We start from the raw sequence: 19,397 nt of genomic DNA on the forward strand, positions 1-19,397 counted from the left end.
GTCAGCCCCGCGCACGCACCCTGTCGTACGCGAGGCCCGCGGCCCCCTGCACCAGCAGCAGCGCGGCCGCCGCGGTCCATCCCGCGCTGCGCCGCCGCACCGCCCACACCGCCAGCGGCAGGCCGGCCGCGATCTGTGCCGCAGCCAGCGCCCGCGCCCTGGGGCCCCGCACCCAGGGCCCGAACGGACCCTGCTCCACCGCTCCGAACTCCGCCCGCACGGCGTCCCGCCACCCGGGCCACTCGACCTGCCGCACGCCCTGCTGGACGCGTGCCACCTCGCGCAGCCGGTCGGCCGGTTCGCAGGGGCCGAGGCCCGGCGGGAGGGCGAGACCCGTGCGGGTGAGGACGGCGAGGAGACCGCGCATCCTGGCGCGCGCGTCGGCCTCCGTGTCGGGCCGGGCGAGCGCTTCGAGGGACTGCACATCGAGTACGGGATCGAGGCCGAGGCGCGCGGCGAACGTACGCATCGCCTCGTCCTCCCCGAGGGGTGTCCCGTTCGCCAGCCACTCGTATCCGACGGTCCGCCGGAAGCCCGCCGCGAGGGTGTAGCCGGAGCGGTCGCCGTCCCACCACAGGGCGAGCACGGGCCAGCCCGAGCCGACGGCGAGTGCGGTGGCCCACCCGGTCAGCACCCGGTCGACGGGCTCCACGCCTTCGGCGCCTTCGTCCCCCGGCAGCCACGGCTTGCCCTCGGGCACCAGCACGCTCCAGCCGTGACCGGCTTCCACGAGCAGCATCCGCTCGCGGAGCAGCTGGGCGACGGGCTCGACGGCGTCGGGCTCGGCCCGGCACAGCAGCAACGCTCCGGCGGCCGTGGCGAACCCGGCGGAATCGGGCGAAGAGACAGGGGAGGACATGGCTCCACGCTAGGACACATCGCATCAATCGGCTTTCAACCGGCACATAAGCCCACATAAATGCGTCCATGAGGCAGCCCGGACGGGGGTTCACCCGTCGGGTGTCTTGACTTCGCGGACCCGCGATATATCGTGAATGGCAGAGACGCGATATGGCGCGTCGTGTCACGATGCGGCCGCCGGTCCGCCAAGGAGGTCAGCCCATGTCCGAGTGGTCCGTCGCCGAGCCCCGGAAGCTCACGTTCGACGCCCCGGTGACAGCACTCCACGTCCGCGTGGTCAACGGCACGGTGAACGTGGTGGGCACGGACGAAGGTTCCGCCCGCCTGGAGGTCTCCGAGATCGAGGGCCCGCCCCTGCGGGTGACCCTGGAGGACGGCGTCCTCACCGTCGCCTATGACGACCTGCCGTGGAAGGGCTTCCTCAAGTGGCTCGACCCCAAGGGCTGGCGCCGCAGCGCGGTGGTCTCCCTCGCCGTGCCCCCGGCCACCGGCGTCGAAGTGGGAGTGGTCGGCGCGGGTGCCGTGATCTCCGGCATCGAGGGCCGCGCGGAGGTGAAGGGCGTCACCGGTGACACGACGCTGCTCGGCCTCGCGGGCCAGGTCCGCGCGGACACGGTCTCCGGGAGCGTGGAGGCACAGGGCGTCACCGGCGCCCTCCGCTTCAACTCCGTGTCCGGGAGCCTCACCGTCGTCGAGGGCATGGGCCCCTCCGTCCGGGCCGACTCGGTGAGCGGCTCGATGATCCTGGACCTCGCCCCGGCCGGCTCCCCGGCGGATGTGGCCCTGACGAGCGTGTCGGGCGAGATAGCGATCCGGTTGCCGCATCCGGCGGACGCGAAGGTCGAGGTGGAGACGGCGAGCGGCGCGGTGTCGAACGCCTTCGAGGACCTGCGGGTCGGCGGACAGTGGGGGGCCAAGCGGATCACGGGGCGGCTGGGCGCCGGGCGCGGACGGCTCAAGGCGACGACGGTGTCCGGATCCATCGCACTGCTGCACAAGCCACCGGCGGAGGAAGAGCCGACGGCAAGGCCGGCGGGAGGCCCGATGAAGGAAGATCCATACGACGAGGTTCCCCTGGACATGCCCTCGTCCGACCCCCACGGCTCGACTGACGGCCCCACCGATGGCCCGACCGACAAGAAGGTGCTCTGACATGCCCCCCGTGTTCGCCCACGGCCGCCTGCGCCTGTACCTGCTCAAGCTGCTCGACGAGGCCCCGCGCCACGGCTATGAGGTGATCCGCCTCCTGGAGGAGCGCTTCCAGGGGTTGTACGCACCTTCGGCAGGCACGGTCTACCCGCGCCTCGCGAAGCTGGAGGCGGAGGGTCTGGTCACCCACACCACCGAGGGCGGCCGGAAGGTCTACGCCATCACTGACGCGGGTCGCGCCGAGCTGGCCGGCCGCAGCGGCGAGCTGGCCGATCTGGAGCTGGAGATCCGCGAGTCGGTCGCCGAGCTCGCCGCCGAGATCCGTGACGGCGTCCAGGGCGCCGCCGGTGAGCTGCGCCGCGAGATGCGCGCCGCCGCCAAGGAGGCGCGGACCTCGGGCGGTTCGGCCACGGGGAAGCCCTTCCCGGACCCGGGCGACTTCCTCGACGGCACCTGGGGCGACAAGGAGAGCTGGCACCAGGCGAAGGAGGAGTTCAAGCGCGCGAGGCAGGAGTGGAAGGAGCAGGCGCGGCGCGCGAAGGACGAGAGCCGCCGGGCCCGCGAGGAGGCCCAGCGGGCCCGCCGCCAGGCCAAGGACGCCCAGGAGGAGGTCCAGCGGATCGCCAGGCGCGTGCAGGAGCAGGTGCAGGATCACTTCGCGCGCGGCGACTGGCCGACGGGCGTGCGCGAGGGCCTGGCCGAACTGGCCAAGGAGTTCGGCGGGTTCGGAATGGACTTCGGCAAGGACTTCGCCAAGAACTTCGGCGCGGGGGCTGGTTCCGGCAACGGTGGGACCGGCACCAAGCCCGACACCGGCACAGGCACCAAGCCCGACACAGGCACAGGCACCAGGACCGACACCACCGCCGACGCCACCGCCACGGACGCCGACGCCAACCCCAACGCCGGAGCCGGCGCCAACCCCAACGCCGGAGCCGGCGCCAACCCCAACGCCGGAGCCGGCGCCAAGCCCGGCGCCGGTGCCGGACCCCAGTTCGGCGCCGCCCGCGAGGACATCCCCGTGGACTACGCCCCGGACTGGGCCCGCGAGGACCTCACCGGTGACCCCGGCAGGGACCTCGACCGCCTCCTTGACCGCTTCCGCGACGACATCCGTGACGCGGCCCGCGACCACGGCGTAACGGAAGCCCAACTCCGCGAGGCCCGCCGCCACTTGTCCCAGGCGGCGGCACACATCGGAGCATCCCTGCGGGCGCCCGGCCGCTGACACGACCGCGGGAGGACCTCAGCCCCCGGGGCCCTCAGGGCGTCAGGCGACCTCGGCGAAGAGGACCCGCTCCAGTTCCGTGTACGTCACCCCGTGGTCCGCCAGGACCTCCGACGTCACCCCGGGGCGGACCGTGAGCGCCAGGAGCATGTGGTGGGCTCCGATGATCCGGTCGCGGCGGGCGCTCGCGATGCGGAGGGACTTGACGAGGACCTCTTTGGCGTCCCGGGTGAAGGGGAGGCGGCCGAACCAGGACTTCCGGCCTTGGCCCCGTCCGCCCGAGCGCGAGCCGGCCAGTACGCCTGCCCCGTGCGCCTCCTCCACGCGGGCGACGATCTCCTCCACGTCGATGCCGAGGCCGGCGAGCGCCTCGGTGTCGGCCTGCGAGAGCCCGCCCCTGCGCCGCGCCTCGGCGAGGGCCCGTTCGATCGACTCGCGCCGGTCCGCCGCACCCAGGGCGGTCAGGGCGAACGAGGCGCGGCCGGTGGGCCCTTGGCCGAGCTGCGCGAGCAGGGCGAGCAGCATGTGCCCGTCGTCGACCGCGGAGGCTCCCGCCCGCTCGGCCTGTTCGATCGCGCCCAGGACCACGGCGCGGGACTCCTCGGTGAACCGCTCGAACATCACTGCCTCCCGTACTTCTTGTGCACGGCCTGCCTGCTCACTCCGAGCTCCGCGGCGATCTCCTGCCACGACCAGCCCTGCAGGCGCGCGCTGCGCACCTGCACGGCCTCCAGCTGCTCCACCAGCTTGCGCAGCGCGGTGACGGCCCGCAGACCGACCCGTGGGTCGTGATCGCCCGCGCGCTCGGCGAGATCCGTTGCTTCGGTCATGCACGTCAACTTACGTTGACATGAGGCAGACGTCAACCAAAGTTGACAGATCTTCGAGCGCCCGGACTCAGACCTCCAGCACGATCTTTCCGAACAGGTCGCCGGACTCCAGGCGCTCGAAGCCCTCGCGGGCCCGGTCCAGGGGCAGCACTTCGTCGATCACCGGCCGGACGCCCGTGGCCGCGCAGAAGGCCAGCAGGTCCTCCAGCTCGTCCTTGGTGCCCATGGTCGAGCCGACGACCTTCAGCTCCAGGAAGAAGATGCGGGTGAGCTCGGCGTGCGAGGGACGGTCACCGCTCGTCGCCCCCGAGATGACCAGCGTGCCGCCGGGCTTCAGCGACTTGACCGAGTGGGACCAGGTCGCCGCGCCCACCGTCTCGATGACGGCGTCCACCCGCTCCGGGAGCCGCGCGCCCGACTCGACCGCCTCCACCGCGCCCAGCTCGAGGGCGCGCTTGCGCTTGGCCTCGTCCCGGCTCGTGGCGAAGACCCGCAGGCCGGCCGCCTTGCCGAGGACGATCGCGGCCGTGGCGACGCCGCCGCCCGCGCCCTGCACGAGGATCGAGTCCCCCGGCCGTACACCTGCGTTGGTGAACAGCATGCGGTAGGCGGTCAGCCATGCGGTGGGCAGGCAGGCCGCCTCCGCGAAGGACAGTTCCTTCGGCTTGGGCAGGACGTTCCAGGTGGGGACGGCCACGCGTTCGGCGAAGGTCCCCTGGTACTTCTCCGTGAGGATGGAGCGGCCCTCGCGGGGCCCGACGCCGTGCCCCGTCTGTCCGATGACGGAGTGGAGGACGACCTCGTTGCCGTCCTCGTCGATCCCGGCGGCGTCACAGCCGAGGATCATCGGCAGCTTCTCCTCCGGCAGGCCGACCCCGCGCAGGGACCAGAGATCGTGGTGGTTGAGGGAGGCGGCCCTGACGTTCACGGTCGACCAGCCGGAGCGCGCCTCGGGGGCGGGCCGCTCCCCCAACTCGAGGCCGTCGAGCGGCTGGTCACGGTCGATACGAGCAGCGTAGGCAGCGAACATGAGGTGACGATAGGCAGGCCGGGCGGCCCAGCGGAACCACGTACGGCTGTGACACGCGCCGCGCCCCGTGCACCTGCGACACGCGCCGCGCCCCCTGCCGTGCGACGAGGCACGACAGGGGGCGCGGAAGAGCTCGGCGGCCGGTGGCAGGTGGCAGGTGTCAGCTGCGGGCCACGCCCTCCGCCCGGGCGGCGGCGGCGACCGCGGCCGTCACGGCCGGGGCGACCCGCTCGTCGAACGGCGACGGGATCACGTAGTCCGCGGAGAGCTCGTCGCCGACGACGTCCGCGAGGGCGTCGGCCGCGGCGATCTTCATGCCCTCGGTGATGCGGGAGGCCCGCACCTGGAGCGCGCCCGCGAAGATGCCGGGGAAGGCCAGCACGTTGTTGATCTGGTTCGGGTAGTCCGAACGGCCGGTCGCCACCACGGCCGCGTACTTGTGCGCGACGTCCGGGTGCACCTCGGGGTTCGGGTTGGCCATGGCGAACACGAAGGAATTGGGCGCCATGGAGGCGACGGCCGGCTCGGGGACGGTGCCGCCCGAGACGCCGATGAACACGTCGGCACCGTCGAGGGCGGCCTCCAGCGAACCGCTGATCCCGGCCTTGTTGGTCAGCTCGGCGAGCTCCCGCTTGACCGGGGTGAGGTCGTCCCGGTCGCGGCTCACGATGCCCTTGCGGTCCGCGACCGCCACGTCCCCGAGCCCCGCTTCGAGCAGGAACTTGGCGATGGCGACACCGGCCGCCCCGGCGCCGGAGATCACGGCGCGCAGTTCACCGAGCGTGCGCCCGGTCAGCTTCGCCGCGTTCCGCAGCGCGGCGAGCGTCACGACGGCCGTGCCGTGCTGGTCGTCGTGGAAGACGGGGATGTCGAGCCGCTCCTGGAGCTTGCGCTCGATCTCGAAGCACCGCGGCGCCGAGATGTCCTCAAGGTTGACGCCGCCGAAGGAGGGGGCGAGCCGCACCACCGTCTCGACGATCTCGTCGGCGTCCGTCGTCGCGAGCGCGATCGGCACCGCGTCCACCCCGCCGAACTGCTTGAACAGAATGGCCTTGCCCTCCATCACGGGGAGGGAGGCCTCGGCGCCGATGTCCCCGAGACCGAGCACCGCGGTCCCGTCGGTCACCACGGCGACGACATTCGATTTCCACGTGTAGTCGTGGACGAGCTCCGGCCGCTCGGCGATCGCGCTGCACACTTTCGCGACGCCGGGCGTGTAAGCCAGGGACAGGTCGTCCTTGTCGCGGACCGGCACGGTGGCCTGCACGGCCATCTTGCCGCCGCGGTGCAGCGCAAACGCCGGATCGAAGGGCTCGGCCGCACCCGCGGGGCCCTCATGATCCGTACTGCTGTCGCTGCGAGGATTGACGATCTCCGCTGCCACTTGTCTGACCCCTTAAGTCTTATTCATCAGTTGAGGGTGTCCACTCCCGGTTGAGAAGTGGGCGGGCACCGTGTCCGTTCCCCGCCTGTCGGCGGAGGGAGGTACGGACACGCGGGCGCGCCGCACACGCGCCCTGAGCCCCGGATGAGGGGTGTAGCCAACCTTTGTACCCGAAGGCGGCGGGCCCGGGCGAGTGACATTGGTTGCAGCATGCTCCGCAGACGTCCCTCGAGGCGGGGACGAGTGGCACTGGGAAATAGGGATCACCCGGCGCCCATAAACAACCCGATGTCCGAATTCTCCGAATAGTGGACGCCATGGAACCCCGAGGACTCGGAGAGTCCTCATGAGTTCACATCGGTCCACATCGCGAGATTCACCGGATATTCATCGGTTGACGACGATTCGCTCCCACCCCGATACGCCCCTGCCGTACCGGGATGTTGGCTTTCGAGGCTCTCCCGTTATCCGATTTTGACATCTCCGGCACCCAGAATCGGACGGTCCGAATGGCAAGATGCCGTCATCACACGAGGTCGCGACACCCGAAGGTGTGTGCCCGACCCATCGGCAACTCCCTCATCCGCCGGAGGACCCACCATGACCGCACGCTCCATTTGTCGTAAGACCGCAGCGAAGTCCGCGAAGTCCCGGATTGCGGTGGTCGGCACGATCGCGGTCGTCGGTTCGCTGCTGCTTTCCGGCTGCGGCGACCAGACCAACGACAAGGAGAGCGACACGGTCAGCAACGCCCCGCTCGCCGACAAGCTGCCCAAGGACATCCGCGACAAGGGCGTCATCAAGGTCGGGTCCGACATCGCCTACCCGCCGGTCGAGTTCAAGGACAAGTCGGGCAACACCGTCGGCATCGACCCGGACCTCGGCGAGGCGCTGGGCAAGCAGCTCGGGGTGAAGTTCGAGTTCGAGAACGGCACCTTCGACACCCTCCTCGGCGGTCTGCGCTCCAAGCGCTACCAGATCGCGATGTCGGCCATGACCGACACCAAGAACCGCCAGGAAGGCATCGACGAGGAGACCGGCAAGAAGGTCGGCGACGGCGTCGACTTCGTCGACTACTTCACGGCGGGCGTCTCGATCTACACCAAGAAGGGCGACGACCAGGGCATCAAGACCTGGTCGGACCTCTGCGGCAAGAAGATCGTGGTCCAGCGCGGCACCGTCTCGCACGACCTCGCCAAGGCCGAGTCGAAGAAGTGCAAGGGCGGCAAGAAGATCGCCATCGAGCAGTTCGACAACGACCAGCAGGCCCAGACCCGGCTGCGCTCCGGCGGCGCCGACGCCGGTTCGTCCGACTTCCCGGTGGCCGCGTACGCGGTGAAGACCTCGGGCGGCGGCAAGGACTTCCAGCTGGTCGGCGAGCAGGTCGAGGCGGCTCCGTACGGCATCGCCGTCTCCAAGAAGAACCCCGAGCTGCGCGACGCGATCCAGGCCGCGCTCGACGCGATCATCAAGAACGGCGACTACGAAAAGATCATCAAGAAGTGGGGCGTCGAGGACGGCGCGGTCAAGGAAGCCAAGATCAACGGCGGCAAGTGACCCCGCCCCTCCCCCTCCCAGTCGCTGAAAGGCCACTCACGTGACCCCAGACATCTCCAAGAAGGGCCCGGCGGACGACGTCCCCACGGCCCGCCCGGCGGAGGCCATCAAGGCCATCCCGGTCCGGCACTTCGGCCGTTACATCGCCGCGGTCCTGGCGATCGGCGTGCTCGCCTCGATCGTCTACGCCTTCTCGCAGGGCGACATCAACTGGGGCGCGATCCCCGACAACTTCTTCGACGAGCGCATCCTCAAGGGTGTCCGCGAGACGCTGATCCTCACCTTCCTCTCGATGCTCATCGGCGTCGTGGGTGGCGTGATCCTTTCGGTGATGCGTCTGTCGAAGAACCCGGTGACCTCGTCGATCGCCTGGTTCTACATCTGGTTCTTCCGCGGTACTCCGGTCCTGGTCCAGCTCTTCGTCTGGTTCAACCTCGGCTTCGTCTTCGACTACATCAACCTCGGCCCGGTCTACAAGGACGAGTGGTCGGACTTCATGACGCCGTTCCTGACGGCACTGCTCGGCCTCGGCCTCAACGAGGCCGCGTACATGGCGGAGATCTGCCGCGCCGGCCTGCTCTCGGTCGACGAGGGCCAGACCGAGGCCGCGCACGCGCTCGGCATGAGCCACAACAAGACGCTGCGCCGCGTCGTGCTGCCGCAGGCGATGCGCGTCGTCGTGCCGCCGACGGGCAACGAGTTCATCAACATGCTGAAGACGACGTCGCTGGTCGCCGCCGTCCAGTACTACGAGCTCCTCAAGTACGCCCAGGACATCGGCACGTCGTCCGGCGCGACGGTGGAGACACTGCTGCTCGCCGCCTGCTGGTACCTGATCATGACGTCGATCCTCAGCGTCGGACAGTTCTACCTGGAGCGTTACTACGCGCGCGGTTCGTCGCGCTCGCTGCCGGACACCCCCTGGCAGAAGATCAAGGCCAACATGCTGTCCCTCAACAGCCCGCGGGGAGGCACCGCATGACCGCCATGGTGAAGTCCGAAGGCGTCCACAAGTCCTTCGGCAACGTAGAGGTCCTCAAGGGCATCGACCTGGAGGTCAAGTCGGGTGAGGTCTTCTGCCTCATCGGCCCGTCCGGCTCCGGCAAGTCGACGTTCCTGCGCTGCATCAACCACCTGGAGAAGATCAACGCCGGGCGGCTGTACGTCGACGGGGAGCTGGTCGGCTATCGCCAGAAGGGCGACAAGCTGTACGAGCTGAAGGACAGCGAGGTCGCCCTGAAGCGCCGGGACATCGGCATGGTCTTCCAGCGCTTCAACCTCTTCCCTCACATGACGGCCCTCGAGAACGTCATGGAGGCGCCGGTCCAGGTCAAGGGCATCGCGAAGGCCGAGGCGCGGGAGCGCGCCGGCCAGCTCCTGGAGCGCGTCGGCCTCGCCGACAAGGCGGGCAACTACCCCTCCCAGCTCTCCGGTGGCCAGCAGCAGCGCGTGGCGATCGCCCGCGCGCTGGCGATGGACCCGAAGTTGATGCTGTTCGACGAGCCGACGTCGGCGCTCGACCCCGAGCTGGTCGGTGACGTGCTCGACGTGATGCGCGACCTCGCCGAGACCGGCATGACGATGGTCGTCGTCACCCACGAGATGGGCTTCGCCCGCGAGGTCGGCGACAGCCTCGTCTTCATGGACGGCGGCGTGGTGGTCGAGTCGGGCAACCCGCGGGACGTCCTGACGAACCCGCAGCAGGAGCGCACGCAGTCGTTCCTGTCGAAGGTGCTGTAACCGCGCCCTGTAAGGGGCGCCGGGAAGGGGCGGTACGGATCACTGATCCGTACCGCCCCTTCCGTTGACGGCTGCTTGACGGCTACTTCAGGCCGAGAACCATCGCGTCGGAGGGCGAGGCCCACACCGTCCGCGCCTCGGCGAACCCCGCCTCGCGCAGCGTCCGCGCGTGCCACTCGGGCGACGGGGTGTCGCCGTCCGCGTGCTCGCCGTAGATCTCGAAGCGCTTGGCGGTGGGCTCGGCGAGCACCGGGTCCTTGGCGGCGAGCTGCCACCATTCCTTCCAGTCCACGGCGCCCTCGGCCTTGGCGCGGTCCATCCGGGCGTGGCGCTGGGCGCGGTCGGCCTCGTTCAGACGCGGTGTCGCGGGGTCGGGCATGTGGTCGGCGTTCATGAAGACGCCGCCGTCGCGGACGAGTCCGGCGACCTGGCCGTAGAGCGCGGCGAGCGGCTCGCTGAACAGCCAGTGCAACGCCGTCGCGGTGAGCACGGCGTCGTACGAGTCGTGGGGCAGCGCGGCGGTCCAGTCGGGGTCCTTCAGGTCGGCGGTGACGAAGGTGACCCGGTCGTCCCCGGCGAAGGTGCCCTCGGCGATGGTGAGCAGCGCGGGGTCGAGGTCGACGCCGACGCTCGTCGCGTCCGGGAACCTCTTGAGCAGCCGGTCCGTAATACTTCCCGTACCGCACGCCAGATCGAGGACGCGCGGCGCGGTGCCGACCACGGCCTCGACCATGTCGAGCATGATGCGGAACCGCTCCTCGCGGTCCGGGAGGTACCACTGCTGCTGCCGGTCCCAGCTGTCCTGCCAGGCGCGCCAGTCGGTGCCGGCCTCGGTTCCGGTCCCCGTCTCCGTCATCAGAAACCCTCCACTACGAAAGACACGTAATACCCTGGTACCGCAATCGGCCATTACCGGCCGATGGGAATGACCATAGCCCGCCCCCGTAAGGACTACAAGTGGAACTGGCCTATTACTCGGACTACGCCGTACGCCTGGTCAACAGCGAGGAGCCGGGCCGCAACAAGGACACGCTGACGTCCGTCGAGGCGATCAGGGAGCTGTTCGGGCCGAGCACGCAGATGGCGCGCCGCGCGACGGACTCCGACGTCACGCGCTTCCGTTCCGTGCGGGCCAGGCTCCGGGCGGTCTTCGAGGCGGCGGACGGCGGCGACGAGACGCTCGCGGTCGACCTGCTGAACTCACTGCTCCTGGAGTTCCCCGTCAGCCCGCAGATCTCGGGCCACGACCACCGGGACGACGACGGCCGCCCCCTGTGGCATCTGCACCTGGCGGACCATCCTTCAAACGCGACGGCCGGGTACGCCGCGATCGCCGCGATGGGCCTCGCCTTCCACCTCACCGAGCACGGCGTGGACCGCCTCGGCCTGTGCGAGGCGGCACCGTGCCGCAACGCCTACCTCGACACGTCCACGAACCGCTCCCGGCGCTACTGCTCGGACCGCTGCGCGACCCGCGCCAACGTCGCCGCCTACCGCGCCCGGAAGCGCCTGGAGACGGAGCGGTCCGCCGGCACCGGCCGCACGGCGCCGAGCGCCCAGCGCACCAGTGCGAACGGCGAGCGGCGGCCGGGCGCCGGCGGCCGGTAGCGGAAGCGCACCTTGCCGAGGACGAGCTCCTCGGGGACGACGCCGTAGTCCGTGCTGTCGCCGCCCGCGAACGGGTTGTCGCCGAGCACCCACCAGCCGCCCCCGCGCCGCTCCTTGGCCCGCTTGACCACCAACAGGTCCTGCTGGAACGGATGGCACAGGATCACCACGTCACCCGGACGCACCCGTGCCCCCCACTGCACGAGCAGCCGGTCCCCGTGGTGCAGCGTCGGCACCATCGAAGGACCCGTCACCTCCGCGGCGCCCCACGGCACGACGGCCCTCCCGCGCTCGCCCTCCTGCGACAGCTCCGGCATCACCGGCACCTCCCCGGTCCTATCCTCCACCAGTCCCAGTCTGACCCTGGACTTTTGTCCTAAGCCCAAGGGGGCACTCGCGAAAACACGTCTCTCACGGAGTAATGTCCCACCTGAGAAGACGATCACGAGGAGGACAGCACCATGCTTTCCCGCCTGTTTGCCCCCAAGGTGAAGGTCAGCGCCCACTGCGACCTGCCCTGCGGCGTGTACGACCCGGCCCAGGCCCGTATCGAGGCGGAGTCGGTCAAGGCCGTGCAGGAGAAGATGGCCGCCAACGACGACGCGCACTTCCAGGCGCGCGCCGTGGTCATCAAGGAGCAGCGCGCCGAGCTTGCGAAGCACCACGTCTCGGTGCTCTGGAGCGACTACTTCAAGCCCCCGCACTTCGAGAAGTACCCGGAGCTGCACCAGCTGGTCAACGACACCCTCAAGGCCCTCTCGGCCGCGAAGGCCTCGACGGACCCGGCCACGGGCCAGAAGGCGCTGGATTACATCGCCCAGATCGACAAGATCTTCTGGGAGACGAAGAAGGCCTGACGCACCGCGTCGGACCCCTTCACGCTTCGTCCGACAGCACCCGGCATCCGCGCGGAGCCGGGTGCTGTCGGCGTTTCACCTCGTCCGTGGTCTGGCCAGGCCCAGGTCGTACGCGAGGATCGTGGCCTGCACGCGGTCGCGCAGGCCCAGCTTGCCGAGGACCGCGTTGACGTGGGACTTCACCGTGCCGGTGGTGACGCCGAGCGCGTCGGCGATCTCCGCGTTCGTGTGTCCCGCTGCCACCAGGGTCAGGACCTCGCGCTCCCGGGGCGTGAGGGCGTCGAGGAGTTCGGGGTCCGGCGCGGGGGCCGTGCCGGCGAACGCGTCGATCAGGCGGCGGGTCACGGTGGGAGCGAGCATCGCCTCGCCCGAGGCCACCACCCGGATGCCGGCGAGGAGTTCCTCGGGCTGCGCGTCCTTCAGGAGGAAACCGGAGGCACCGGCGCGCAGGGCGTCGTGGACGTAGGCGTCCTGGTCGAAGGTGGTCAGGACGAGGACGCGCGGGGCGGACGTGCCGGGCGCCGCCGTGAGCAGGCGGGTCGCCGTCAGGCCGTCCATGCCCGGCATGCGGATGTCCATGAGGACGACGTCCGGGGCGTGCTCGGAGGCGAGCTGCACGGCGTGGGCGCCGTCCGCCGCCTCGGCCACCACCCGAAGGTCCGGTTCCGCGTCGACGATCGCGGCGAATCCGGCGCGGACGACGGCCTGGTCGTCGACGACCATCACCCGGATGGGGGTGGCGGCCGTCGGGTGCTCGGTGGTGATGGGGTGCCTCCTTGGGCAACGGGCGGGCGGGAGGGGTGGATCAGGACGACACCGGCACGGGTCGTGGGTGCGGGCGCCGCTCGGTCACGTCGCCGGGGGCCGCGGCCTCCCGCAGCGCGGCCAGCAGCTCGCGCATCGCGGACAGGCCCGCCCGTGCCTCCGCGGCGACGCCGTCCAGGTCGCCCGCCTCGGCCCTCGCGACCACGGCGTCGGCGTGCCGCAGGACCTGGCCGCGCAGTTCCGCGGCGATGCGGCGGCGCTCCTCGTGGGCCTCGGCGACCGCCGACCACACGGTCGCGGTGAGGGCGTGGTCCTCCCAGGCCCTGACGCGTTCGCGGCGCGTCCGTACGACCGCGCCGAGGCCCCAGACCGCGGCCGTCGGCGGCAGGAAGACCACCCAGAGCAGGACGCACAGGAAGAGGAGGAGGCCTGAGCCGCCGTCCTCCTCCAGGTGCGCGATGCCGTCGGCCGACGCCAGGGCGATCGAGGTCACGGACAGACCGGCCGCCGCCACCCCCGGCGCGCACCACGTGGTCCGCGCCGGACCCGCGAACGCCCCCACCGCGTACACCGCCACGCACTCCGCGATCCCGCCCGCCATCACCAGGCACAGCGCCACCGCCGGCGACAGCAGTCCGGACGCGAGGCCGAGCGGTCCGAGCAGGGCCGTGGCGAGGACCGCGCACAGCACCGCCCAGGGCGCCCGGCGCCGCCACAGCAGCGGGAGCGCGTGCGCGACGGCGGGCGTGAGGGCGAGGGCGGCCGCCGCGGGTTCCTCGACGAGGACCGCGAAGAGCGGCAGCGTGGCGACGGCCAGGGCGATCGCCACGTCCGACAGGTCCAGGCCGCGCAGGGCGGGGTGGCTCACGGCCCGGTGGCGCAGGGGGCCCGTGGTGCGCGGGAGCCGGGCGCGCACCGACCAGCCGGGGCCGTCCGGGCGCGGCCCGGCCGCCAGCGTGCCGCCGAGCGCCGCCGCCCGCTCCCGCATGCCCGCCGTGCCGCGCCCGGAACCGAGCCCCTGCCGGCCGGCCGCGGGGACCGCACCGGGCGCCACGCCCGCCGCGCCGTCGTCCTCGACGGTGAGGACCACCGCGCCGTCGGGCTCCGCGGCGTGGATCCGGACGCGCACCGCCGCCCCGGGCGCGTACCGGAGGGCGTTCGTGAGGGCCTCGCGCACGATGCCGAACGCCGCGTCGGCCACCGGCCCCGTCAGCGCCGCCAGGTCCGGCGCCACGTCCACGAGCGGGCGCGGGCCCAGCCGGGCGAAGCCGGCGGCGAGTTCGTCGACGCGGTCCGCGAGGGCGCTCTCCTCGTCCGCCGCCGAGGTGCGCATCAGCGCCACCAGGCGGTGCAGCGCCGTCAGTGTCTCGCGCCCGGCCTCGGCGGCGAACTCCAGGGCCTGCGCGGTCAGTTCGGGCCTGCGGTCGCCGAGCCGCAGCGCGGCGTCCGCGGTGACCACGACCGAGGTGAGGTGGTGTGCGCTGACGTCGTGCAGTTCGCGGGCGAGCCGCTCGCGTTCGGTGAGGGCGGCGCGGGCCCGTTCGGACTCGGCCCGCGCCAGGTCCCTGGCGGCGGCCCGGCGCCCGACGAGCCAGCGGCGGCGGCTGCGGCCGAGGCCCGCGACGGTCAGGAAGAGCACGCTGTTGACCGCGGCCTCGCCGCAGGCCTCGACCGCCGAGTCGAGCAGCAGGGCCGAGCGTCCCGCCTCGCAGACGGCGAGGGCGGAGCCGACGACGGCGACCGTCCGCCCCGGGCAGCGCACCGCGACCGAGTACAGGGCGACCAGCAGGCTCAACGCGTGCAGGAGCGTCGCGTCCTCGGGCAGGAACAGACAGGCGACGAGGGCGGCCTCGACGGTGACGGCCGAAGCCACCGGACGGTGGCGGCGCACGCCGAGCGCCGCGGTGATCACGACCGCGGCGGTGAGCGCCGCCGCGAGCTGGCCGGCCCCGACCGGATCGTCCTCGCGCAGGGTGCGGCCCGGCCAGTAGGCCAGCTGCTGGATCGCCAGCAGGACGGGCAGCAGCCAGTTACGTATCCGGTCCATATCGGCCACGATGATACGGAGGGGGTGCGCCCGCCCCCGGAGCGGATTCGGTTCCCCGGAGCGGCTTCCGTTTCCCGGAGCAGATTCCGCGGGGACGTGTCTATCTCTGGTTGGAGAGCACGATCGTGCCGGCGGGCGACGTCCGGGCCCGGCACCGACGGAATGCTGGTGGGCATGACGACGACGCCCCACCCGCACCACCCGCCGCATCCCGCGTACGGCGCGCCCGGGCCCCACCCTCCCTACGAGCCGGTGCCGCCCGTCCCCGCGCCGCCGCTCCCCTACCACCGCCTCGCCCTGTCCACCGGCCGGCACCGCTGGTGGCGCCCGCTGGCCGGTACCTGCCTGGTGCTGGGCGGCACGGTCGTCGTCATGCTGCTGGTGCTGCTCGTCAGTGAGATCGCGGGAGCGGTCCTGGACCGGCCCGTCGGCAAGGACGGGTTCCGCGTCTGGGGCGGCATCGGCGAGACGGGGCAGGGCCTGCTGTCGCTCGCCCTGGTCACGCCCGTGGTGTTCCTCGCCGCGCGCTGGGCGCAGCGGCGCCCGGCGGGCACCCTGTCGTCGGTGGCCGGGCGGCTGCGGTGGCGCTGGCTCGGGCGGTGCATGGCCGTCGGCCTTCCGCTGGTGACCGCTTCGCTGGGCGTCATGCTGCTGTTGCCCGAGGCGTCGGGCGGCGGCTCGGACGGCATGGAGTGGGCCGGCATGCCGGACTTCCTGCTCGGCCTCGCGATGGTGTGCGTGCTCGTGCCGTTCCAGGCCGCGGCCGAGGAGTACGCGTTCCGGGGCTGGCTCGTCCAGGCGGTCGGCGCCTGGTGCCGCTCGCCGTGGGTGGCGGTCCTGCCGCAGGCCCTGCTGTTCGCGGCGGCTCACGGCTGGGGCACGCCGTGGGGCTTCGCGGACCTCGTGGTGTTCGGTGTGGTCGCGGGCGTGCTGACGGTCCGTACGGGCGGCCTGGAGGCGGCGATCGGCCTGCACGTGCTCAACAACCTGCTGGCGATGGGCGTCTCGGCCGCGATCGCCGGCGCCCTCGCCTCCGACGAGACGGCCGCGGACATGGACGGCCTTTCGGTGGCCGTCGACGTGGCGATGCTCTGCGGGTACGCGGCGACCGTGCTGTGGCTGGCCGGCCGGCACCGGATCGCGACGGTCTCCCCGAAGGCGGCGGGGGCCTAAATCGGTTGCCGCCCCGGGCTGCCGCCTGCTGCACTGGCGGCAGCCGGAGAGAGCCGGCGGAGTCTGCGAAGGAGAAGAAATGCGGCGTTCGCGCATGTCCCACGTGAAAGGAATCGACACTTCCCCAAAGGACATGACGCTCCGTGCATTCAACTGCCCCGCACACTCTGAACCTGGGCATCCTGGCCCACATCGACGCCGGTAAGACCAGCCTGACCGAGCGGCTCCTGCACGCCGCCGGTGTCATCGACGAGATCGGCCGCGTCGACGACGGAACCACCCGGACCGACTCCCTCGCCCTGGAACGACAGCGCGGCATCACCATCAAGTCCGCCGTCGTCTCCTTCTCCCTCGCCGGCACGACCGTCAATCTGATCGACACCCCCGGCCACCCGGACTTCATCGCCGAGGTGGAGCGGGTCCTCAGCGTGCTCGACGGCGCCGTGCTCGTGGTGTCCGCCGTGGAGGGCGTCCAGGCGCAGACGCGCGTCCTGCTGCGGACGCTGCGCCGGCTGCGCATCCCCACACTGATCTTCGTGAACAAGGCAGACCGCCGCGGCGCCCGCTGCGCGGGCGTCCTGCGGCACATCGCCGACCGGCTGACCCCCGGCATCGTCCCGATGGGCACGGTCTCCGGGCTCGGCACGCGCGGGGCCGCCTTCACCCCGTACACCGGCGAGAGCGCCGAGGCCGGGGGCTTCACGGCCCGACTGACCGAGCTGCTCGCCGAGCACGACGACACGCTCCTCTCGGCGTACGTCGACGACGCGGCGTCCCTCTCGTACGACCGTCTCCGCGCCGAACTGGCCCGGCAGACCCGGGACGCGCTCGTGCACCCGGTCTTCTTCGGGTCGGCGGTGACGGGAATGGGCGTCCGGGAACTCACGGACGGCGTAAGGGAGTTCCTGCCTTCCTCGACCGGGGACGCCGAAGGTCCGGTCTCCGGGAGCGTGTTCAAAGTCGAGCGGGGCGCGGCCGGGGAGAAGATCGCGTACGTACGCGTGTTCGCGGGCACGGTCCGCACGCGCGACCGCCTGGCCATCGGCGGCGGCAGCGGTGACGGCGGGGCGGCCCGTGAAGGCAAGGTGACGGCCGTCAGTGTCTTCGAGCAGGGCTCGGACGTGCGGCGCCAGGAGGTCCGCGCCGGGCAGATCGCCAAGCTGTGGGGGCTGGGAGACGTCAGGATCGGAGACGTGATCGGCGTGCCGCGCGAGGGCGTCGAGCCCGGCGGCCGCTTCTTCGCGCCGCCGACCCTGGAGACGGTCGTCACCCCGCTGCGCCCCGCCGACCGCGGCGCCCTGCACCTCGCGCTCACCCGGCTCGCCGAGCAGGACCCGCTGATCGACCTGCGGCAGGACGACCTCCGCCAGGAGGTGTCGGTCTCGCTCTACGGCGAGGTGCAGAAGGAGGTCATCCAGGCGACGCTCGCCGAGGACTTCGGGCTCGACGTCTCCTTCCGGGAGACCACGACGATCTGCGTGGAGCGGGTCGTCGGGACCGGCGCGGCGTTCGAGATCATCGACAAGGACCCCAATCCGTTCCTCGCCACGGTCGGGCTGCGGGTGGAACCCGCGCCGGTCGGCGCCGGGGTGGAGTTCCGGCTCGGCGTCGAGCTGGGGTCGATGCCGTACGCGTTCTTCAGGGCCGTCGAGGAGACCGTCAGGGAGACGCTGCACCAGGGCATCCACGGCTGGCGCGTCCCCGACTGCACGGTGACGATGACGCACGCCGGCTACTGGCCGCGCCAGAGCCACGCCCACGGCACGTTCGACAAGAGCATGTCCAGCACCGCCGGGGACTTCCGGAACCTGACGCCGCTGGTCCTGATGGACGCGCTGCGGGAAGCGGGCACGGTGGTGCACGAGCCGATGCACCGCTTCCGGCTCGACGTGCCCGCCGACACGGTCGGCGCTGTCCTGCCCGTACTCGCCCGGCTGCGCGCCGTCCCGCACTCCCCGACGGCGAGCGGAGCGTCGTACCGCCTGGAAGGAGACATCCCCGCGCAGCAGGTGCACGCGCTGGAGCAGCTCCTGCCCGGACTCACGCGCGGCGAGGGCGAGTTGGAGTCCGCCTTCGACCACTACGAGCCGGTGCGCGGCCCCACGGTCCCGAGGCGCGAGCGGACGGACCACGATCCGCTCCACTGCAAGGAGTACCTGCTGCGGGTGGTGCGCAGGACCGGCGCCGCCGCGGCCGCCGACGCCGCCCCGTGATGTCCCGTGATGTCTCAGGCGTCCGTCAGGGACCGGGTCAGGCGCCGCAGCCGCTCGCGGTCCGCGATGATGTCGATCTCGACGATCCTGCCGTCCACCACCGTGAAGGATCCGAGCGAGACCGCCTCGCCGCCGGGGAGCCCGACCAGGCCGGGGAGGCCGTTGACGAGCACCATGTGCTGGTCCGCGGCGCCCCGCGCGAACAGCGCGGCCTGGCCGGCCACCGCCGCCGCGCCCCGCACCACCTTCGACAGGCCGGAGGACAGTTCGCCGGTGTCGGCGCGCAGGACGACGTCCGGGTCGAGGAGTTCGAGGAGCGCGTCGAAGTCGCCGGAGCGCGTGGCCGCCATCCACGCCTCGACGACCTCGCGCTGCTTGGCGACGTCGGTCTCGGCGGCCGGTGTCGCGTCCCGCACCCGGCGGCGGGCCCGGCTCGCCAGCTGCCTGGTCGTCGCCGCCGAGCGCTCGACGACGGGCGCGATCTCGTCGAAGGGCACGGCGAACAGGTCGTGCAGCACGAACGCGAGGCGTTCGGCGGGCGCCAGGGTGTCGAGCACGACGAGGAGCGCGAGGCCCACCGAGTCGGCGAGGAGCGCCTCCTGCTCGGGGTCGGCCGCGTCGACGCGCGTCACGACCGGGTCCGGGACGTGCGTCTCGCCGAAGGCCTGGAGGGACGCGTCCAGGGAGTCCTCGCGCCGGGACTGCCGGGAGCGCAGCAGGTCGAGGCAGATACGGCCGACGACGGTGGTCAGCCAGCCGCCGAGGTTCCGCACCTGCCCCGCGTCCGGCCCCGCTTCGGTGCGGCTCAGCCGGAACCAGGCCTCCTGCACCGCGTCCTCGGACTCGCTCAGCGAGCCGAGCATGCGGTACGCCACCGCGTTCAGCCGGGGCCTGTGCTCCTCGAACCGTGCCGCGAGGGCGAGTTGACCCGATGCGCTCTCCGTCATCCTTCAAT

19 protein-coding genes are annotated in these 19,397 nt (G+C 71.8%); 9 read left to right on the forward strand and 10 right to left on the reverse strand.

Going from position 1 to position 19,397, the window contains the following annotated elements:
- Position 1: 1 nt before the first annotated feature.
- The gene (locus ACZ7LU_RS13100) at positions 2-859 is read right to left on the reverse strand and encodes a hypothetical protein (protein WP_468317727.1); all 858 of its coding nucleotides are present in this window, start codon (positions 857-859) and stop codon (positions 2-4) included.
- 203 nt (positions 860-1,062) lie between these two features.
- Between ACZ7LU_RS13100 and ACZ7LU_RS13105 the strand changes: the two genes are divergently transcribed.
- On the forward strand, positions 1,063-2,013 hold the full coding sequence (locus tag ACZ7LU_RS13105; protein ID WP_471916730.1) for a DUF4097 family beta strand repeat-containing protein: 951 nt from the start codon (positions 1,063-1,065) through the stop codon (positions 2,011-2,013).
- Between the two features lies 1 nt (position 2,014).
- Complete coding sequence (locus ACZ7LU_RS13110; RefSeq protein WP_471916731.1) at positions 2,015-3,238, forward strand: PadR family transcriptional regulator; 1,224 nt, start codon at positions 2,015-2,017, stop codon at positions 3,236-3,238.
- Positions 3,239-3,280: 42 nt separating this feature from the next.
- Here the strand turns inward: ACZ7LU_RS13110 and ACZ7LU_RS13115 are convergent, their stop codons facing one another.
- The 4 genes from ACZ7LU_RS13115 to ACZ7LU_RS13130 form a co-directional block, all read right to left on the reverse strand.
- Entirely contained in the window at positions 3,281-3,859 is a 579-nt protein-coding gene (locus tag ACZ7LU_RS13115; protein ID WP_398301087.1) for a Clp protease N-terminal domain-containing protein, read from the reverse strand.
- Positions 3,859-4,068 carry a sigma factor-like helix-turn-helix DNA-binding protein gene (locus tag ACZ7LU_RS13120; protein ID WP_362990112.1) on the reverse strand — a complete coding sequence of 70 codons (210 nt, stop codon included), beginning with the start codon at positions 4,066-4,068 and terminating at the stop codon, positions 3,859-3,861. Before ACZ7LU_RS13120 ends, ACZ7LU_RS13115 begins: the two co-directional genes overlap by 1 nt.
- A gap of 67 nt (positions 4,069-4,135) precedes the next feature.
- The gene (locus tag ACZ7LU_RS13125; RefSeq protein WP_471916732.1) at positions 4,136-5,098 is read right to left on the reverse strand and encodes a zinc-binding dehydrogenase; all 963 of its coding nucleotides are present in this window, start codon (positions 5,096-5,098) and stop codon (positions 4,136-4,138) included.
- Between the two features lie 160 nt (positions 5,099-5,258).
- Positions 5,259-6,482 (reverse strand): NADP-dependent malic enzyme, encoded by a 1,224-nt coding sequence (locus ACZ7LU_RS13130; protein WP_398301083.1) that lies wholly within the window; start codon positions 6,480-6,482, stop codon positions 5,259-5,261.
- A 600-nt stretch (positions 6,483-7,082) separates the two neighbouring features.
- Here ACZ7LU_RS13130 and ACZ7LU_RS13135 point away from each other — a divergent pair.
- From ACZ7LU_RS13135 to ACZ7LU_RS13145, 3 genes are read left to right on the forward strand one after another with little or no spacing between them, the layout of a single operon-like run.
- Entirely contained in the window at positions 7,083-8,039 is a 957-nt protein-coding gene (locus ACZ7LU_RS13135) for an ABC transporter substrate-binding protein (RefSeq protein WP_468089830.1), read from the forward strand.
- Between the two features lie 40 nt (positions 8,040-8,079).
- Complete coding sequence (locus ACZ7LU_RS13140; RefSeq protein WP_398301079.1) at positions 8,080-9,021, forward strand: amino acid ABC transporter permease; 942 nt, start codon at positions 8,080-8,082, stop codon at positions 9,019-9,021.
- Positions 9,018-9,779, forward strand: a complete 762-nt coding sequence (locus ACZ7LU_RS13145; protein ID WP_468089834.1) for an amino acid ABC transporter ATP-binding protein — start codon at positions 9,018-9,020, stop codon at positions 9,777-9,779. The genes ACZ7LU_RS13140 and ACZ7LU_RS13145 overlap by 4 nt, the downstream gene beginning before the upstream one ends.
- A gap of 82 nt (positions 9,780-9,861) precedes the next feature.
- On the opposite strand, the gene ACZ7LU_RS13150 is transcribed toward ACZ7LU_RS13145, so the two are convergent.
- Positions 9,862-10,635 carry a class I SAM-dependent methyltransferase gene (locus ACZ7LU_RS13150; protein WP_398301075.1) on the reverse strand — a complete coding sequence of 258 codons (774 nt, stop codon included), beginning with the start codon at positions 10,633-10,635 and terminating at the stop codon, positions 9,862-9,864.
- A 101-nt stretch (positions 10,636-10,736) separates the two neighbouring features.
- On the opposite strand from ACZ7LU_RS13150, the gene ACZ7LU_RS13155 reads away from it, so the two are divergent.
- Positions 10,737-11,387, forward strand: coding sequence for a CGNR zinc finger domain-containing protein (locus ACZ7LU_RS13155; RefSeq protein ID WP_398301073.1), 651 nt, complete (start codon positions 10,737-10,739; stop codon positions 11,385-11,387).
- On the opposite strand, the gene sodX is transcribed toward ACZ7LU_RS13155, so the two are convergent.
- The gene (sodX, locus tag ACZ7LU_RS13160; RefSeq protein ID WP_471917066.1) at positions 11,270-11,704 is read right to left on the reverse strand and encodes a nickel-type superoxide dismutase maturation protease; all 435 of its coding nucleotides are present in this window, start codon (positions 11,702-11,704) and stop codon (positions 11,270-11,272) included. The two genes, ACZ7LU_RS13155 and sodX, sit on opposite strands and share 118 nt — an antisense overlap.
- A 144-nt stretch (positions 11,705-11,848) precedes the next feature.
- On the opposite strand from sodX, the gene sodN reads away from it, so the two are divergent.
- The gene (gene sodN, locus ACZ7LU_RS13165) at positions 11,849-12,244 is read left to right on the forward strand and encodes a superoxide dismutase, Ni (protein ID WP_187811750.1); all 396 of its coding nucleotides are present in this window, start codon (positions 11,849-11,851) and stop codon (positions 12,242-12,244) included.
- A 75-nt stretch (positions 12,245-12,319) separates the two neighbouring features.
- On the opposite strand, the gene ACZ7LU_RS13170 is transcribed toward sodN, so the two are convergent.
- Entirely contained in the window at positions 12,320-12,967 is a 648-nt protein-coding gene (locus ACZ7LU_RS13170) for a response regulator (RefSeq protein ID WP_398301071.1), read from the reverse strand.
- Between the two features lie 82 nt (positions 12,968-13,049).
- Positions 13,050-15,056: a sensor histidine kinase gene (locus ACZ7LU_RS13175; protein ID WP_471916733.1), complete on the reverse strand. Its 2,007-nt coding sequence runs from the start codon at positions 15,054-15,056 to the stop codon at positions 13,050-13,052.
- A gap of 174 nt (positions 15,057-15,230) precedes the next feature.
- Here ACZ7LU_RS13175 and ACZ7LU_RS13180 point away from each other — a divergent pair, with 174 nt between their 5' ends.
- Positions 15,231-16,229, forward strand: a complete 999-nt coding sequence (locus tag ACZ7LU_RS13180; protein ID WP_471916734.1) for a lysostaphin resistance A-like protein — start codon at positions 15,231-15,233, stop codon at positions 16,227-16,229.
- A gap of 143 nt (positions 16,230-16,372) precedes the next feature.
- Positions 16,373-18,442: a GTP-binding protein gene (locus tag ACZ7LU_RS13185; protein WP_471916735.1), complete on the forward strand. Its 2,070-nt coding sequence runs from the start codon at positions 16,373-16,375 to the stop codon at positions 18,440-18,442.
- A 14-nt stretch (positions 18,443-18,456) separates the two neighbouring features.
- Here the strand turns inward: ACZ7LU_RS13185 and ACZ7LU_RS13190 are convergent, their stop codons facing one another.
- Positions 18,457-19,389 carry a sigma-70 family RNA polymerase sigma factor gene (locus tag ACZ7LU_RS13190; RefSeq protein WP_398301063.1) on the reverse strand — a complete coding sequence of 311 codons (933 nt, stop codon included), beginning with the start codon at positions 19,387-19,389 and terminating at the stop codon, positions 18,457-18,459.
- Positions 19,390-19,397: the final 8 nt, after the last annotated feature.

It is taken from the genome of Streptomyces sp. NPDC039462, from assembly GCF_055639375.1.